This window comes from Bacteroidota bacterium, assembly GCA_016713925.1.
GTDB lineage: Bacteria > Bacteroidota > Bacteroidia > AKYH767-A > OLB10 > JAJTFW01.
The window spans coordinates 1,162,027-1,178,939 of record JADJOH010000008.1; the positions used below are offsets into that span (position 1 = coordinate 1,162,027).

Consider the following 16,913-nt stretch of genomic DNA (forward strand, 5'->3'; position numbering starts at 1 on the left):
AATGATTTAAGCATGCGCAAACGCTTTTCGGAACCACGCCACCGTTATTTCGAGACCTTCCCGCAGTTGGTAGTGAGGTTCGTATCCCAGCAAATTCTTTGCCATAGATATATCAGCCAGGGAGTTTTTTATATCCCCTTTACGTTCGGGAGCATAAGCCGGTTGCCTTTTGCTGCCGGATATTGAAGCGATGGTCTCGTAAAGCTGATTCACAGATACACTTTCACCAACGGCGACATTATATACTTTGTTGTACGCCTCCTGATTGGTAGTAAACAAGGCTCTGATATTGGCCTGGACCGCATTTTCAACAAAGGTAAAATCTCTGGTTTGATTGCCATCTCCGAAAATAACAGCTTCCTTATCAAAAAGTAAGGAGTTCATGAACAAAGGAATGGCAGCGGCATAGGGTCCATTCGGATCCTGGTTGGGGCCGAAAACATTAAAATAACGTAAACCTATGATTTCCATTCCATAGTGCATAGCAAAGACCGAAGCGTATAGTTCATTGGTCAATTTAGAAACAGCATATGGGGATAAAGGGCGACCTAAATTTTCTTCCTTTTTGGGAGAGGCAATACTGTCGCCATAAACGGAACTGGAGCTGGCATACACCACCCTCTTTACACCGGCATCTCTTGCAGCGATCAGCATGTTCAGGTAGCCTGTTGTATTGGCATCACTTGTTGCTACCGGATTTTTTATGGATCGGGGTACAGATCCTAAAGCAGCCTGGTGGGTCAGCAGACTCATCCCTTCGCATGCTTTTCGGCATTGCTCCGGATCAGTAATATCACCTTCGATAAATTCAAACTGGGGCATGTCCATGAAAGGCTCCAGATTTCTGATAAAACCATTGCTGAGATTATCAAAAACTCTTACCCTGGAAGCACCATGATGAAGTAGGTATTCCACGATATTTGAACCAATAAAACCTGCTCCGCCACTGATAAGGACGCTGGCATTTTTTATGGATTCATTATGATAGATGTTGTTGTATAGAGGAGGGGATGTCATAATCGGTTAAGCAAAAGTAAGATAAATTACTGATTAAAATTCCGCTTTATGATGATCCGTCAAATCGGCTTTCCGAACTGATTTCCCGCTAAATAATCTCTGCTGAATTTGCACTACCGGAGGTCATACTGCTTTTCGTAGTAATTTTTATATTCTCCGGACGTCACTTCATTCACCCATTGCTGGTTGTTTAAATACCAATCTACCGTTTTTTCTAAACCTTCTTCAAACTGTAAAGAGGGTTTCCAGCCCAGCTCCTTTTGTAGTTTTGAGGAATCAATAGCATAGCGCAGATCGTGTCCTGCTCTGTCTTTTACAAAAGTGATGAGCTTTGCGGATGTGCCTTCGGGTCTATTCAATTTACGATCCATTACCTTGCATAAAAGCTGAATCAGATCAATGTTCTTCCATTCATTGTGTCCGCCAATATTGTACGTCTCTCCATTTTTTCCATAATGATAGATGACATCAATGGCTACCGCATGGTCTTCTACAAATAACCAATCGCGGATATTTTCTCCTGTACCATATACCGGTACCGGTTTGTTGTTGCAGATATTGTTAATAGCAAGCGGAATCAATTTTTCCGGAAACTGAAAAGAGCCGTAGTTGTTAGAGCAATTCGAAATCAATGCAGGCAATCCATAGGTATCGTAATAAGCGCGTACCAGATGATCCGAACTCGCTTTCGATGCAGAGTAGGGGGAGTGTGGATCATAGCGGGTGTCTTCGGTAAAGAAACCGGAATTGCCCAGCGATCCATACACCTCATCTGTACTGATATGATAGAAACGCTTGTTGTTAAAATCGCCCTTCCAAATCTCTCTTGCCGCATTCAGGAGATTGACCGTTCCCACAATGTTGGTCATGATGAACTCCATCGGATTGGCGATGCTGCGGTCTACATGTGATTCAGCAGCCAGATGAATAACACCTTCAAAATCGTATTGGCGGAATATTTCCAGCATGAATTCACTGTCGCAAATATCTCCTTTCACAAAGCGATAATTAGGAGCACGATCAATGTCACGCAGATTCGCCAGATTGCCGGCATAGGTGAGTTTGTCCAGATTGATAATGGTGTAATCGGGATAGTTTTTGACAAAGCGTCGCACAACATGTGAACCAATAAATCCGGCTCCACCGGTAATAAGAATATTTTTTTTACTCATTGGATGTTTACTTTAATCGTTAATTGCAGAGGATAAAATTTACTGCCTGTTTATTTTGTATTCGGATGTAATGGTGGTGAAGTTGAATATTTCTGTGCTGGCATTTTTCCTCTAAAGGAGACCGCATAAACTGCAGGGAGCTATTTACTCGTTACCAATGATTTTTTCTGCAACACCTGTTCCCATGCCCAGGCGGAAGTGATCATGTCTTCCAGCGTATGCGTGGTCTTCCAGCCCAATTCTTTGTTGGCGTAGGAAGTGTCAGAATACACTTTTTCTACATCTCCACCACGGCGCTCCACGCATTCATAATTGACTTTTACGCCTGTTATTTTCTCGAATGCATTGATGATTTCAAGGACGGATAATCCGTTGCCGGTACCTAAATTAAAAAGCTCGTATTTATTTTTTGTTTGGCCGGAAAGCATTCTGTCGATGGCTACCACATGCGCACGTGCAACATCAACCACATGAATATAATCACGAATACAACTTCCATCAGGTGTGTTGTAATCCGTACCGAAGACTTTCATTTTATCTCTCTTGCCAATTGCCGTTTGTGTGACAATAGGGAAAAGGTTAAGCGGTGCACCAACAGGGTATTCGCCAATTTTAGAAGAAGGATGTGCTCCAACCGGATTGAAGTAACGAAGAGAAATTACGTTGATGTTCATCACCGCAGTAGTGTCTCTCAAAATATCTTCACCAATTTTTTTGGTATTTGCATAGGGACTCTGAGCAGGTTTGACCGTTGCGAATTCATCGATCGGTAAATAGTCGGGTTGTCCGTATACAGAGCAGGAAGAGGAAAAGACAAAATGTTTTATGCTGTTTTCACGACATAATTCCAGTAAATTCAGGAGTGAAACCAGGTTGTTACGATAGTACTCCAATGGTTTTTCTACACTTTCACCTACTGCTTTAAATGCGGCAAAATGTATGATGGCTTCCACTTTGTGAATGCGCAAAAATTCCTGAACAGCACTTTTGTTATTCAGGTCAATATTGGCAAAGCCGGGACGAATACCCGTAATTTCTTCTATGGAGTCCACCACTTCACCGTGTGAATTACAAAGGTTGTCGATGATCACTACATCGTATCCTTTTTCAATTAATTCTACTACGGTATGTGATCCTATGAATCCGGTTCCGCCGGTTACCAGGATAGTTGATTTTTTTGTCATGGCTGCTATTTTATGGTTATACGCAGCATCCGCAATCTTGTTCCCTTACAGACTCCAGTACTTGAGGTCTTTTATCTTGCCATTCAGGATGCCTTTCAGATCTACAATCATTGCTTCCGGCTTCGTCATCTTTTTAAAATCTTCCTCTACAAGTCCTTTGTATTCTTTGTGATTCACAGCCACCACCACTGCATCATAATCTGTCGCCGGGGTCTTGGTGAGCTCGTAGCCATATTCCAGCTTTAATTCATCACTGTTCGCACGTGGATCAATTACATCCACATTTACTCCATAGGATTTGAACTCATTGATGACATCAGAGACTTTAGAATTTCGGATGTCTTCCACATCTTCTTTAAACGTGGCGCCCATCACTAAAACTTTGCATTTGCTTAAGTCTTTTCCCATGGCAATCAGTTTTTTTACGGTCTGCTTCGCCACGTAAAATCCCATGGAGTCATTGACATAACGTCCTGAATTGATCACCTGGGAATGATAGCCCAATTCCTGTGCTTTGTAGGTCAGGTAATAAGGATCAACTCCAATACAATGACCACCCACAAGACCCGGCATAAAGCGAAGGAAATTCCATTTCGTACCGGATGCTTCCAGTACTTCATAGGTGTTAATGCCCATCTTATTGAAAATGATGGAAAGTTCATTCATTAAAGCAATATTCACATCCCGCTGTGTGTTCTCTATGATTTTGGCTGCTTCTGCCACTTTAATGGAGGAGGCTTTGAATACACCGGCGGTTACAACAATCTCGTAAACTTTGGCAATATTATCCAGTGATTCGGCATCACATCCGGAAACAACTTTCGTAATTTTAGCGAGGGTATGCTCTTTGTCACAGGGATTAATTCGTTCCGGAGAATAACCGTCTTTGAAATCAGTTTTATATGTTAATCCTGAGATTTCTTCAAGAACCGGGATACAATCTTCTTCGGTACATCCGGGATAAACGGTAGATTCATAGACGACATAGTCCCCTTTTTTAAGCGCTTTTGCAATGGAGCGTGTGGCGCCAAGCAAGGGTTTTAAATCCGGTAATTTATGTTCATCAATCGGTGTAGGTACAGCTACAATAAAGAAATTGGCTTTTTTAAGTACGTCAATAGAATCTGTAAACTCTATATCACAACCTTCAAATGCACTGCTTTCCAATTCACCGCTAGGGTCAATATTTTTGCGCATCAGTTCTACACGCTCTTTATTAATATCGAACCCTATTACGGATACTTTCTTTGCAAACTCTAATGCAATCGGGAGACCAACATATCCAAGTCCGATTACAGCTATTTTATTTTTCTTATTTACAATATCATTATACATTGCGGTACAGTATTTCCGGTTTATTAAGTTTGCGAAGGGCGTAAATGCGTTCAATTATATCAACCACTTTCAGGCCTTCTAACGCATTTGTGGTCATAATAGTTCTTCCTTTTAAGGTGTCAATTACATTTTCAATAATGTAATGATGATTGGCAGCAGAACCTTTGTAAGTGCCATAATCATTGGCCGGGTTCACTGGTGCAAGTTTAGGCATCGTGTAACCATCCATATGACAATAGACGACTTCATTCATGTACTGTCCACCAATTTTTAAGCTTCCCTTGCTGCCAATGACAGTAATGCTGCTTTCCAAATTAGTATCAAATACAGCAGTGGTGTAATTGATCGAACCCATTCCTCCATTGATAAATCTGAAGTTGACAATTCCTGTATCTTCAAAAGCTGTTGATTGCTGATGATTAAAATCTGCGAAGACACCGTTGATATCCGTGATATCACCAAAAACCCAATACATGATATCTATAAAGTGGGAAAACTGGGTGAACAATGTGCCCCCATCGAGATCACTGGTGCCTTTCCAGGACCCTTTTTTATAATACCGGTCATCGCGATTCCAAAAGCAATTTAATTGTACCAGGAATACGTCTCCCATATATTTCTGCTCCACCACTTCTTTCAGCCAGGCCGATGGTGGTGAATACCTGTTTTGCATTACCCCAAAAATCGTTCTTGATACCTGCAGCGCTTTGTAAATGATATGTTCACAGTCTGCTTTAGTAATCGCCATGGGTTTTTCACATACCACATGTTTATGATGCTCGAGTGCTTTTAAAGAATGTTCTGCATGCAATCCATTCGGGGTACAGACATTGACCACATCGATTTCCGGTATGGCTTTTAACATTTCTTCCGGAGTACTAAAAAATGGAATGTCTTCAACACCTTTTAAATTCAATTCGTTTTTCGGACGAATATCACAGATACCCAGAATGCAGATTCTTCATTCCTGCGAATCATTTCAGCATGACGCATACCGATATGTCCACATCCAATGACTGCGAAATTTATTTTACGATTTTGATAATTGGTCATCAGGAGATTCGGCTTACACTATTTGCTTTTAGTTGATAACGCTGCTGACTTTCGGGACATGTTGCCATTCCATCTTTATCAAATTGCAGCTTATGTCCATATTCACTCATCCATCCGGTTTGTCGGGCCGGATTGCCAATCACAAGCGCATAGTCGGGAACATCTTTTGTCACCACAGCTCCGGCTCCGATAAAGGCGAAAGATCCGATATCATGTCCGCAGACAATCGTTGCATTTGCTCCGATGGAAGCTCCTTTTTTAACCCTTGTTTTCGCGTACTGACTTTTTCTATTGACAGCACTTCGCGGATTCGTCACATTGGTAAAAACCATACTTGGACCAAGAAAGACATCATCTTCACAAATGACACCGGTATAAATAGAAACGTTGTTCTGCACCTTAACATTGTTACCCAAAACGACATCAGGAGAAATCACCACGTTTTGACCGATATTGCAATTTTCACCTATGACACAGTTCGACATAATATGACTGAAATGCCAGATTTTAGTTCCTTTTCCTATTGTACATCCTTCATCAATAAAGGCAGACGAGTGAGCGCTATATTCCATTAGATTTTTCATGATTTGCCCGGCAGTTAAAGGTTGCTGAGCAGTAGTGAACTGTTGCTGTCGCTGATAAAATTATACAATTTATCCTACACCTCCTGTTTGCCAAATTTCATCCTTTTTTTTCTTGGATGTAACTATCTGAAATGGCAAACACTGCATAGTTTCCCATGCAGTGTTCATCGGTTTATTTTTTATATCAGGCGAAGCGGTGAGCCGTCTTGTTTAATTCTTCAGGAGGCAGACTTCTGAAGTAATCATAGGTGTATTTGAGTCCTTCTGCTCTGCTGATTTTGGGTTGCCAGCCAAGAATTTCTATGGCTTTGCTGATATCCGGTCTCCGTTGCTTTGGATCATCCTGAGGCAATGGGTGCGTAATTAGTTTTTGATTGGTGCCCGTTAACTTGATAATCTCCTCGCCGAATTCGCGAATCGTGATTTCCTGAGGATTACCGATATTCACCGGATAGGCATAGTCACTGAAGAGCAGGCGGTATATACCTTCAATTAAATCATCTACGTAGCAGAAAGATCGTGTTTGTGAGCCATCGCCAAATACAGTGAGATCTTCACCACGCAATGCCTGGCCGATAAACGCCGGTAATACTCTGCCGTCATTCAGTCGCATTCTTGGACCATACGTATTGAATATTCTGACTATCCTGGTTTCCAGATGGTGATAGGTATGATAGGCCATGGTGATGGCTTCCTGAAAACGTTTGGCTTCATCATAAACTCCTCTCGGACCTATTGGGTTTACATTACCCCAATAATCTTCGGTTTGTGGATGAACAGTAGGATCACCGTAGACTTCACTGGTGGAAGCAATCAATATTCTTGCATTCTTCACTCTTGCGAATCCTAACAGATTGTGAATCCCTAATGAACCAACTTTCAGGGTTTGAATAGGAATCTTTAAATAATCTATCGGACTTGCCGGAGAGGCGAAATGTAATATATAATCTATTTGTCCGGGAACATATACGAATTTACTGACATCGTGGTGATAGAATTCGAACTCCTTCAATCGAAAGAGATGTTCGATATTCCTTAAATCGCCGGTGATAAGGTTATCCATTCCTACTACGTCAAATCCTTCCTTAATGAAACGATCGCAGAGGTGTGAGCCGAGAAATCCTGCGGCGCCTGTAATAAGAACTCTTTTTCTTGACATAATAGGTGGTTTAAATCAGGAGAATGCAGGAACTTGTGGGGATACTGTTTCGCGTCCCATGCTGCTGTAATAGAATCCTAACTCTGACATACGTTGTAAGTCATACAGGTTACGGCCGTCGAAAATTACTTTTTCCTTCATGGTTGCTTTCATCTTTTCAAAATCCGGAGTTCTGAACAATGCCCATTCCGTAGCAATCAACAACGCATCAGCATCCTGAATGGCTTCATAAGGATCATTGGCATAATGGATAACTTCACCCATGGTGCGTTTTACATTTTCCATTGCTTCCGGATCAAATGCACTTACAGATGCGCCTGCGGCAATGAGGTCACGGATGATATACAAGGCAGGTGCTTCACGAATATCGTCAGTATCCGGCTTGAACGCCAGACCCCAGATAGCGAATTTTTTACCGGCCAGGTCACCACCGAAATATTGTTTCAACTTCTCCACCATAACCGTTTTTTGTTTCTCATTCACCTGCATTACTGACGAGAGAATTTTGAAATCGTATTTATAGTCCTGTGATGTTCTGTACAATGCCTGGACATCTTTAGGAAAACAACTTCCACCATATCCGATACCGGCAAAGAGAAAGCGCTTACCAATCCTGGAGTCCGAACCAATACCAATACGAATAGCATCCACGTTGGCTCCAACGCGCTCGCAAAGATTGGAGATCTCATTCATAAAAGTAATCTTGGTAGCTAAAAATGCATTCGCCGCATATTTTGTCAATTCTGCAGAACGCTCATCCATAAAATATATCGGATTTCCCTGACGCACAAAAGGAGCATAGAGGTCACTCATGATCTTCTTTGCTTTTTCACTGCGGGTACCAATCACCACACGGTCCGGCTTCATGAAATCATCCACTGCAAAACCTTCACGCAGGAATTCCGGGTTAGAAATAACATCGAAATGAACGGTACAGGTTTTAGCAATCGCTTCACGCACCTTCTCAGCAGTTCCCACAGGAACAGTGCTCTTATTGATTACAATTTTATATTCACGAATCAAACGGCCTAACTGCGATGAAACACCTAAAACATAGGATAAATCAGCAGAGCCGTCTTCACCGGGAGGAGTAGGCAAGGCAAGAAAGATAATGGTTGCGTCTTTAACAGCCTCTTCTAAATTTGTGGTAAACTGAAGACGACCTTGTTTGATATTTCTTTCGAAAAGAATGTCAAGATGAGGTTCATAAATGGGGATAATGCTGTTACGCATTTTCTCCACTTTATTGGCGTCAATGTCAACACAGGTAACGTGATTTCCCATTTCGGCAAAACATGTACCTGTAACTAAACCTACATAACCGGTTCCGACAACTGCGATATTCATATTTGATCTTTTTTATAGTTTATAGCCTTTTTTTACTGAAATTGTAACAAAAGGTTTCAATCAACGGTTGACAAATTCAAGAACACTGGAGGTGATATAGGCAAGATCTTCATTGTTCATTTCCGTATGCATCGGCAGGGAAATGACATGATCACAAAGCGCTTCCGTTACCGGGAAATCCCCTTTTTTATATCTCGGATCCATATACGCTTTCTGCATATGCAACGGGATAGGATAATAGATCATGGATGGAATCCCTTTACTATCCAGGAATTCACGCAAAGCGGTTCTTGAAACCCCATTCAGCACCAACGTATATTGATGAAATACATGCGTAGATCCATTTTCGCGGGAAGGGGTTTTTAATTTGGGATTATTCGCAAAGGCTTTATCGTAATAATCAGCCACCTGCAAACGTGAAGCACAGTATTCATCGAGATGCTGTAATTTGACACGAAGGATAGCCGCCTGTATTGTGTCGAGTCGGCTGTTTACTCCAATTTCATCATGATGATATTGCACACTCTGTCCATGGTTAGCAATCATTCTGATTCTCATGGCCAGTTCGTCATTTTGTGTAAAGATGGCTCCTCCATCTCCCATACAACCTAAGTTTTTGGAAGGAAAAAAGGAGGTGGTGCCAATCGTGCCTATCGTTCCGGCCTTCATAGTGGTGCCATTTGACATGGTGTATTCTGCTCCTATGGCCTGTGCAGTATCTTCTATCACATATAGATTATGTGCGTTGGCGATTTCCATCACCCTTTGCATGTTGGCACATTGACCGAATAAATGAACCGGAACGATAGCCACCGTTCTGGAGGTAATTGCCCGCTCTAATGCATCACAGTCTATAGTGAAGGTGTCCGGATCCACATCTACCAAAACAGGTTTCAGTTGTAAAAGTGCAATCACTTCTGCCGTCGCCACATAGGTAAAACTGGCCGTAATAATTTCATCCCCCGGTTTAAAATTCAAAGCCATCATGGCTATCTGTAAAGCATCTGTTCCATTTGCACAGGGAATCACATGTTTGACTTCTAAATAATCTTCTAACTCTTTCGCGAAATGCTTAACATCCGGTCCGTTAATATAAGCGGATGAAACGACAACATCATGAATCGCTTTGTCAATTTCCGGTTGAATCTTTTTGTACTGACCAATAAGGTCAACCATCGGCATTTTTTTTAATGTCTCCATCGGTGTTTCGGGGTAATTTGTAAAACAGGTTTCGGAGGGCAAAGATAAGATATTTTCAAGTGAAACAGGTGTAGGGATTTACATGGTAAATTGCCTATTTTTGCCCATCCATGACCAACGGAATCTTCAAATATATATTGCTCCTTGTGGGCTGTCTTCTCTCGGGTCTGACTCCGGTAAAAGGACAGGCCAGCCTGAAGGATTCTTCTATTTCCATGGTGATGATCCGGCCCTCCTACGGTCTTCAGTTCCGGTGGAGATTTGGCTAATCGATTTGGATTCAATCAATCGGTTGGAATGGGGGTGACTTATAAGAATAAGAAGGGTTGGATGATCACGGCCGAAGGTTCTTTTATTTTCGGGACAAAAATTAACCAGCCGGGTCTTTTTTCCGGATTGACTACCTCGGAAGGTACTATTATTGGTTCGGATGGACTTTATGCCGATGTGAGAGCATTTGAGCGGGGATATTATGTCACTCTGGGAGTTGGCAAAATATTCAAAATGGTAAAGCCGAACCCGAATTGCGGATTTATTATTGAAGGTAGTCTGGGATTCATCCAACATAAAATTAAAATCCAGGATAAGAAAAATTCAGTTCCGGCCCTGAACGATGAGTACTTAAAAGGTTATGATCGTCTGACCAATGGTTTGGCTGCCAGAGAGTTTATTGGGTACCTGTATATCGGAAACCACCGGCTGATTAATTTTTTTGGTGGGGTAGAGGCCGTGCAGGGTTGGACAGCCGGGCGCCGCGATTTTATTTTTACCGATATGGAGGCAGACAAATCCGCCAGATTTGATTTGCTGTTTGGATTCAGAGTAGGCTGGATCATCCCTCTTTTCAAAGAAGCACCTGATGAGTTTTATCTTTATTAGTCATTCCTTTGGATGGGGTCTTTTTGAAGATTTGACTCAATTTAAAGAACCTTTTAACAGTTAAAGAGTAAAAGATTGATGGCCATTTTACTGCTGTGAAATGGAAATAGTGAGAATGAAATTGTATAAAACAGGAGAAAAATGGAGTTAATTTACCGTATAGTTGTAGCAATGTATGGTGCGTTGATTTCGTTCGCCTCTATTTTTAACAATAAAGCCCGCTTATGGGTGAAAGGAAGGAAGAAATGGAAAAGCAAATTGGCAGAGGCTTTAGGCGGGACGTCAAAAAAACGAATTTGGTTTCATTGTTCTTCATTGGGCGAATTTGAACAAGGTCGTCCTGTTTTGCAACAAATACGAAATGAATTCCCCGATCATTTTATTGTTTTGTCTTTTTTCTCCCCCTCCGGTTATGAAGTAAAGAAAAATGAAAAAATAGCAGATTATGTTTGTTATCTTCCTTTGGATGGACCGTCAAATAGTAAGATGTTCGTTCAATTGCTGAACCCTTCGCTGGTATTTTTTGTAAAGTATGATTTCTGGTATTTCTATGGGAAGCAACTTCATGGTAGAAAGATTCCCTTCTTCTGCATCTCTGCTATTTTCCGTCCCGGTCAGGTGTTTTTTAAATCCTGGGGAAAGTTTTTTAAAAAAATGTTGACCCGTTACACGCATTTGTTTGTACAGGATCAGGCTTCCCTCGAATTATTATATCGCAATAGCATTCCATCTGTGACGGTTTCGGGAGATACTCGTTTTGACAGGGTTCTTGAGAATAGTACACGCGAAGCAGCATTTCCCGCGATCAGGGATTTTTGCGCTAAAGGAGTTGCAGTGGTTGCCGGTAGTACATGGCCACAGGATGAAAAAGTGCTGGCAGGAGTATTGGCTAAAAATCCAACGATGAAATTGGTGATAGCTCCTCATGAGTTGGGTGAATCACGTATAAAAAATATCGAAGCGCGATTTGCAGGTAAAACCATCCGCTACTCAACGATAAGTGCCGACATCCCGGCAAATGTAAATGTCGTTATCATTGATAGTATCGGTATGTTGTCATTACTCTACCGTTTTGGGAAGTACTCTTACGTAGGTGGTGGATTCGGAAAGGGAATTCATAATATTCTCGAAGCTGCGGTATACGGTCAGCCGGTTTTCTTCGGTCCTAATTTCAAGAAGTTTAAAGAAGCCCGTGATTTGAAAGCAACAGGGGCGGCAATGAATATTAAGAATGCAGAGGAGCTGAACAATTCGATCAATAGTTTGGAAATAGATGGTTCTTCCTATGAACAACTGACTTTAAAGAACAAAAAATACATTGAGAGTCGTAAAGGGGCTACAGAAATTCTGATGAATTATCTGCGCCTGAATCATGTGGTAAGAGTGATGGAGAATGTTTTTATTTTCTCTATTCTTGATTTTTGAGATAGATAAACTCTCCTTTCATCATGGGGTGTCTCCCGACCAGCCTTTTCTGTTCAACTGTCAAATAAAAATTCTTGAAAATGACTTCAAAGATCCAGGGTTCGGTCTTTACTTCAAAGTAATTTTTCTTTGTTTCCGGAATGAAGATTAAGGTATGGTCCGGACAAAATTCAAAGTAGACGCCAATGCTGTCGAATAAACCGGTCTCGAGTGTGGCAAGACCTTCCGGATTGCATTCGGCATACGACGTGTCCTTTCCCGTAAATCCCATGACAAAAAAGTACCGGTTGACTACCGGATTGGCATCTTTTATTTGAATGGAGATTCCTTCATCGTCTTTTTTCTTTGAATCAATGATCTTTAAAGCCGGCCCATTGGTAGTGTCGGAGGTGAATGTAATCAGGAATTCGTTAGCCAGAGAGGGTTGACCATGCCATTTCCCACTGCCATATCGATCAAGCGCTCCGGAGGAAAAAAAGAATTCAAAGGTGGAGTCGGGATTGATTTTAAAGCCGGATGCCGTTTCCCGAACCCCTTCTAAATAGTATTCGCCGCATACCTTGCAGGGAGTTTGTGCTTCAGTAAATCGACCGAATAAAAGGGTGATAATTAGTAAAGAGATGTGGAAACGATTGTTCATAGTGGGACTGTCTCAGAACTTGCTTGAATATCGAGATCGTTTTCGTTTGGAATAATCCCTGGGTCTTTAATGAAGCTGTTCAACAAAATATTGAGATGTTTTTCTTCCATTGGTTATTGCTTTCTATTAATGCTAAGTTAACGATCTTGTGGTCGTGATCCAAATACTATAAATCTATTTTAGTATACTTGTAATGGAGTATAAAATACTTTCAACGGAGTTTTTGTCCATTTTGGAAAAGGCAAACCACTTTTTTCCTAAATCTTTTAATGAAGCTCCCAAGTGATAAACTTCTTTATCATCTATTATTAAAAATCGATCATGACTCTTGTTGAAAGTCTTCACTTCAAAATTTCCATATTGGCTAATAGCTTTTTGGATATCGAGCGCGAGTTGCTTGTTTAACGAATCAGTAAGTAAAATTACTTTTACATCTTTTTGCTTTTTAGAAAGGTGGGTTAATGTATTTTCGTCAATGTAGTTGTCTATAAGTATTATACTTTTCCGAGCTGAGCGTATGATTTTTGAGGCTAAAGTATAAGCGTCAAATACCTGTCCGTTGAAGAATATTCCTTGACGAGGGATTTGTTCGTGCCGTTCAAGTGCATTAAAAATTTGTTCAAATTTCATTTCATTTTCAATATTTTTCCGTTCAAGGCCTTCCATTCGCTGAAGCAATCCATTGTGGTTAGCAATTAATTTTCTCATTTCCACAAAAGCTATGATAATTTGAATGCTAACTTTAATAGCAATTTCACTACGCAAAACGGCGGACAACATTGCGACACCTTGTTCAGTAAAAGCAAATGGATTGGAAGTAGTATACTTTAGCGTTTCGAACCGGTCGCAATTTGCGACCAGTTCGTCTTTCTCACTTGTATTGAGTTGGAATCGAAAGGTCTTCGGGAATCTTTCACTATTTCTTTTAACCTGCTCATTTAATCGTTTTACTTCGATATGATAAATTTCTGCGAGGTCTCGGTCAATCATCACTTGCACGCCACGAAATGTGAATATCCGCTGTTCAATTTTCTTTCGAGATAAAATTAATGCCTTATTCATAACTGATTAGCTAAAATATTTTACACGAAAGTAAGTACAAATTCATTACAAACGAAGCGATGATTTGTATACAAGGTCGAGGAAGGGTTTAATGAAAATTTTCACGAGCCGGTTCTTTCCCCGACTTTTTTTCTTAGTCGGAATCAAATTTAATGTGACTTCTTTTCGAATGCCTTAAAGTCTTAGACTATATCAGAATAAATTGTGGTACTGTAAATCCCCACCCTGAAGCAGAGCCTCGTTCCTCGGCACGCTTCAGGGTGTGTCTCATTATCGTAGAATATAAATTCTATAACTGTCCAGTTTAATCAGCACAAATAATAGCACCGTAAATCCCCATAGGGAAGAACCGCCATAACTAAAAAAGGGCAAGGGGATACCGATTACGGGCGCTAGTCCTATGGCCATCCCCACGTTAATCATGAGGTGGAAAAAGAGAATAGAGGCGACCCCGTAGGCATAAATCCTTGTGTATTGGGATCGTTGTCGTTCTGCTATGAAGATGATGCGATAGAGGAGTCCGAGAAATAAGAGAATGACCACAGAAGTGCCGATAAATCCCCATTCTTCTCCTACAGTGCAGAAGATAAAGTCCGTGCTTTGCTCCGGTACAAAATCATATTTGGTTTGAGTGCCCTGCAGGAATCCTTTGCCGGTCAACCCTCCCGATCCAATGGCAATGAGGCTTTGATTCACATTATACCCGGCGCCTTTCGGGTCAGATCTTTTTCCCAACAATACCTCAATTCTTTCGCGCTGATGGGGCTGCAGTAATTTGTTGAATGCATAATCCACACTGAAAACAACGCCTGAGCTGAGTACAGTGATAATGAAAATGACTAAAAGATTTTTGCGTGTTTTGCGCATGAGTAAATAAGCGATCAATCCCAGACTGCCAATGATTCCAAGCAAAATCGTATTCGGGACCATTAATGCCAAAATGAATAATACTCCGGCAAAGAATCCGAATATTAACACGTTTTGCGATAATCCCTCTCTGTAAAGCACAAAGATAAATGCAAAAAACACCAATGCAGATCCGGTATCATTCTGTAACAAAACCAGTGTCATTGGCAGAAGAATAATTAAACCGACTGTGATTTTCGTCTTCAAATCCTCCATCCGAATTCCCAGTGAACTCAGGTATTTAGCTACGGCCATGTTCGTGGCGAATTTGGCGAATTCTGAAGGTTGTAGTTTAAAACTGCCAATCTCAATCCACGACCTCGCCCCTTGTACATCACGCGCAATCACCAATACAACCAGTAGAATAAATATGACAGTAAGATAAATGGGAAAGGAGAAGGCAGCATAAAATTTCCCTTCAATAACCAATATCGAAAGCCCGATAAGCAATGAAGTGCCGATCCACAACATCTGTCGGCCATAACTCTGCGTCATATCAAAAATATTTTTGTGCTCCTCGTTGTAAACGGCAGCATATATATTGATCCATCCCATCAGCACCAAAATCATATACAGCCCCACCAGGACCCAGTCAATATTTTCGAATATGCTTTTCTGCTTACGCAAGGAATTAGTTTGTATAAATTGTTATTAACTTATTTCTGAACTTTAAACTCTAAACTCTAAATTCTAAACTTTGAACTCTAAATTCTAAACTTAAATTCTAAATTTTAAACTCTAAACTCTTAAATTCTAAATTCTAAATTCTAAATTCTAAATTCTGAATTCTGAATTCTGAATTCTGAATTCTTAATTCTTCGTCAGGATTTTGTGTTTTGCCGGTAGCCTTCTGCTTATTTTGCTTTAAGACAACTTTCGAGGAATCACGTTAGCAATCCGGCTTTTCCAGACTTTTGTTTTCCAATGGTAGTAGGTTGCCTTTCAACATTCTTTCTTCCAGTGGCAGTCTTTTAATTTTAATGCTGTCATTTAAATACTTCTCCATCATCAAGCTGGCAATAGGAGCGGCCCATGTTGCGCCAAATCCCTGCGTTCTCTACCATCACGGCAATAGCGATTTTCGGATTTTCCCCTGGTGCAGGCTACGAACAAACTATGGTCCTTCCCATGCGGATTCTGCGCCGTACCGGTTTTCCGCAAATGATGACCGTGTCGAATCGGGCGATTCTTGCGGTTCCTGCTTCCACTTTTTTGCATGCCATCTTGAATGATATCAAAATACTGCCGGTCAACTTTACTGAAATGTTTCGTGTCCAGATTTCTGGAGGTATTGGGTTTGCCGTCAATTTTCTTAATGACGTGTGGCGTATAGAAATAGCCTTTGTTAGCAATAATGCAAGGATATTTGCCATCTGCATCAGGTTAATGCCCAACTCTCCCTGACCAATTCCCAATGAATAAATCGTAGAAGCCTTCCATCTCCCTCTCCGTAAATTTTATCATAAAACTCAACTGAAGGAATAAGTCCTTTGAGCTCATGCGGCATATCCACCCCGATTTTTATTCCAATACCAAAACTCATCTGGTACTCGCGCCATAAGCGATAGCCCTTTTTCACTGCTGCCAAATTTTTTATTGTCGATGAATGACCGAAACGTATTGCAGAAATAGGGATTGCAGGAATATTGAATCGCACCCTCTAAAGCAATGGGAGGATGGGGATGACATTTCACACTCTTACTCCCTACAACGAACGAATGTGGATAAATGGTGCCGGGGTTGATAATGCCTTCCTGCAATTCGACGAGGCATTCGTCAATTTAAAAAGTAGAGCCGGGAGGATAATAGGCTTGCATGGCGCGATTAAAAAGTGGTTTCAAAGGATCCTTGAGTAACTGGGAGTAGTTTTTAGAGCGTACCCTTCCCACGAGTAAATTGGGATCGTAAGAGGGACTGGAAATCATGGCTAATATTTCACCCGTCGCCGGC

The 16,913-nt window shown here is 41.1% G+C and carries 16 protein-coding genes and 1 pseudogene; 2 read left to right on the forward strand and 15 right to left on the reverse strand.

Annotation, left to right across the window (positions count from 1 at the left end; genetic code table 11):
• Positions 1-6: 6 nt before the first annotated feature.
• The 9 genes and pseudogenes from IPJ86_18745 to IPJ86_18785 form a co-directional block, all read right to left on the reverse strand.
• Complete coding sequence (locus tag IPJ86_18745) at positions 7-1,017, reverse strand: SDR family oxidoreductase (protein MBK7889256.1); 1,011 nt, start codon at positions 1,015-1,017, stop codon at positions 7-9.
• A gap of 113 nt (positions 1,018-1,130) precedes the next feature.
• Positions 1,131-2,189, reverse strand: coding sequence for a dTDP-glucose 4,6-dehydratase (gene rfbB, locus IPJ86_18750; GenBank protein MBK7889257.1), 1,059 nt, complete (start codon positions 2,187-2,189; stop codon positions 1,131-1,133).
• Positions 2,190-2,329: 140 nt separating this feature from the next.
• Positions 2,330-3,373: a UDP-glucose 4-epimerase GalE gene (galE, locus tag IPJ86_18755; protein MBK7889258.1), complete on the reverse strand. Its 1,044-nt coding sequence runs from the start codon at positions 3,371-3,373 to the stop codon at positions 2,330-2,332.
• 45 nt (positions 3,374-3,418) lie between these two features.
• A complete protein-coding gene (locus tag IPJ86_18760) occupies positions 3,419-4,708 on the reverse strand; it encodes a nucleotide sugar dehydrogenase (protein ID MBK7889259.1) in 1,290 nt (429 codons plus the stop codon).
• Positions 4,701-5,761, reverse strand: a pseudogene (locus IPJ86_18765) (Gfo/Idh/MocA family oxidoreductase). Before IPJ86_18765 ends, IPJ86_18760 begins: the two are co-directional and overlap by 8 nt.
• Entirely contained in the window at positions 5,761-6,333 is a 573-nt protein-coding gene (locus IPJ86_18770; GenBank protein ID MBK7889260.1) for an N-acetyltransferase, read from the reverse strand. Before IPJ86_18770 ends, IPJ86_18765 begins: the two are co-directional and overlap by 1 nt.
• Positions 6,334-6,529: 196 nt before the next feature.
• Positions 6,530-7,504: an SDR family oxidoreductase gene (locus tag IPJ86_18775; GenBank protein ID MBK7889261.1), complete on the reverse strand. Its 975-nt coding sequence runs from the start codon at positions 7,502-7,504 to the stop codon at positions 6,530-6,532.
• A 15-nt stretch (positions 7,505-7,519) separates the two neighbouring features.
• Entirely contained in the window at positions 7,520-8,851 is a 1,332-nt protein-coding gene (locus IPJ86_18780) for a UDP-glucose/GDP-mannose dehydrogenase family protein (protein MBK7889262.1), read from the reverse strand.
• 60 nt (positions 8,852-8,911) lie between these two features.
• A complete protein-coding gene (locus IPJ86_18785) occupies positions 8,912-10,027 on the reverse strand; it encodes a DegT/DnrJ/EryC1/StrS family aminotransferase (protein MBK7889263.1) in 1,116 nt (371 codons plus the stop codon).
• A 285-nt stretch (positions 10,028-10,312) separates the two neighbouring features.
• Here IPJ86_18785 and IPJ86_18790 point away from each other — a divergent pair, with 285 nt between their 5' ends.
• Both IPJ86_18790 and IPJ86_18795 read left to right on the forward strand, forming a co-directional pair.
• On the forward strand, positions 10,313-10,930 hold the full coding sequence (locus tag IPJ86_18790; protein MBK7889264.1) for a hypothetical protein: 618 nt from the start codon (positions 10,313-10,315) through the stop codon (positions 10,928-10,930).
• 141 nt (positions 10,931-11,071) lie between these two features.
• Positions 11,072-12,355: a 3-deoxy-D-manno-octulosonic acid transferase gene (locus IPJ86_18795; protein ID MBK7889265.1), complete on the forward strand. Its 1,284-nt coding sequence runs from the start codon at positions 11,072-11,074 to the stop codon at positions 12,353-12,355.
• Here the strand turns inward: IPJ86_18795 and IPJ86_18800 are convergent.
• The 6 genes from IPJ86_18800 to IPJ86_18825 form a co-directional block, all read right to left on the reverse strand.
• Positions 12,339-12,995 (reverse strand): hypothetical protein, encoded by a 657-nt coding sequence (locus IPJ86_18800; protein MBK7889266.1) that lies wholly within the window; start codon positions 12,993-12,995, stop codon positions 12,339-12,341. The two genes, IPJ86_18795 and IPJ86_18800, sit on opposite strands and share 17 nt — an antisense overlap.
• 174 nt (positions 12,996-13,169) lie before the next feature.
• A complete protein-coding gene (locus IPJ86_18805) occupies positions 13,170-14,057 on the reverse strand; it encodes an ORF6N domain-containing protein (GenBank protein ID MBK7889267.1) in 888 nt (295 codons plus the stop codon).
• 270 nt (positions 14,058-14,327) lie between these two features.
• Positions 14,328-15,590, reverse strand: coding sequence for a rod shape-determining protein RodA (rodA, locus tag IPJ86_18810; GenBank protein ID MBK7889268.1), 1,263 nt, complete (start codon positions 15,588-15,590; stop codon positions 14,328-14,330).
• A 381-nt stretch (positions 15,591-15,971) separates the two neighbouring features.
• Complete coding sequence (locus tag IPJ86_18815) at positions 15,972-16,319, reverse strand: hypothetical protein (protein ID MBK7889269.1); 348 nt, start codon at positions 16,317-16,319, stop codon at positions 15,972-15,974.
• A gap of 22 nt (positions 16,320-16,341) precedes the next feature.
• Positions 16,342-16,542 (reverse strand): hypothetical protein, encoded by a 201-nt coding sequence (locus tag IPJ86_18820; GenBank protein MBK7889270.1) that lies wholly within the window; start codon positions 16,540-16,542, stop codon positions 16,342-16,344.
• A gap of 202 nt (positions 16,543-16,744) precedes the next feature.
• The coding region (locus IPJ86_18825) for a hypothetical protein (protein MBK7889271.1) at positions 16,745-16,913 on the reverse strand (169 nt) is incomplete at its 5' end.

What these genes read in the sequence shown, in the direction of transcription:
- IPJ86_18745 (MBK7889256.1), bottom strand. Translation starts at nt 1,017, where the DNA reads ATGACATCCCCTCCTCTATACAACAACATCTATCATAATGAATCCATA.
- IPJ86_18785 (MBK7889263.1), bottom strand. Translation starts at nt 10,027, where the DNA reads ATGGTTGACCTTATTGGTCAGTACAAAAAGATTCAACCGGAAATTGAC.
- galE (MBK7889258.1), bottom strand. Translation starts at nt 3,373, where the DNA reads ATGACAAAAAAATCAACTATCCTGGTAACCGGCGGAACCGGATTCATA.
- IPJ86_18775 (MBK7889261.1), bottom strand. Translation starts at nt 7,504, where the DNA reads ATGTCAAGAAAAAGAGTTCTTATTACAGGCGCCGCAGGATTTCTCGGC.
- IPJ86_18805 (MBK7889267.1), bottom strand. Translation starts at nt 14,057, where the DNA reads ATGAATAAGGCATTAATTTTATCTCGAAAGAAAATTGAACAGCGGATA.
- IPJ86_18795 (MBK7889265.1), top strand. Translation starts at nt 11,072, where the DNA reads ATGGAGTTAATTTACCGTATAGTTGTAGCAATGTATGGTGCGTTGATT.
- IPJ86_18770 (MBK7889260.1), bottom strand. Translation starts at nt 6,333, where the DNA reads ATGGAATATAGCGCTCACTCGTCTGCCTTTATTGATGAAGGATGTACA.
- IPJ86_18800 (MBK7889266.1), bottom strand. Translation starts at nt 12,995, where the DNA reads ATGAACAATCGTTTCCACATCTCTTTACTAATTATCACCCTTTTATTC.
- rfbB (MBK7889257.1), bottom strand. Translation starts at nt 2,189, where the DNA reads ATGAGTAAAAAAAATATTCTTATTACCGGTGGAGCCGGATTTATTGGT.
- IPJ86_18760 (MBK7889259.1), bottom strand. Translation starts at nt 4,708, where the DNA reads ATGTATAATGATATTGTAAATAAGAAAAATAAAATAGCTGTAATCGGA.
- IPJ86_18780 (MBK7889262.1), bottom strand. Translation starts at nt 8,851, where the DNA reads ATGAATATCGCAGTTGTCGGAACCGGTTATGTAGGTTTAGTTACAGGT.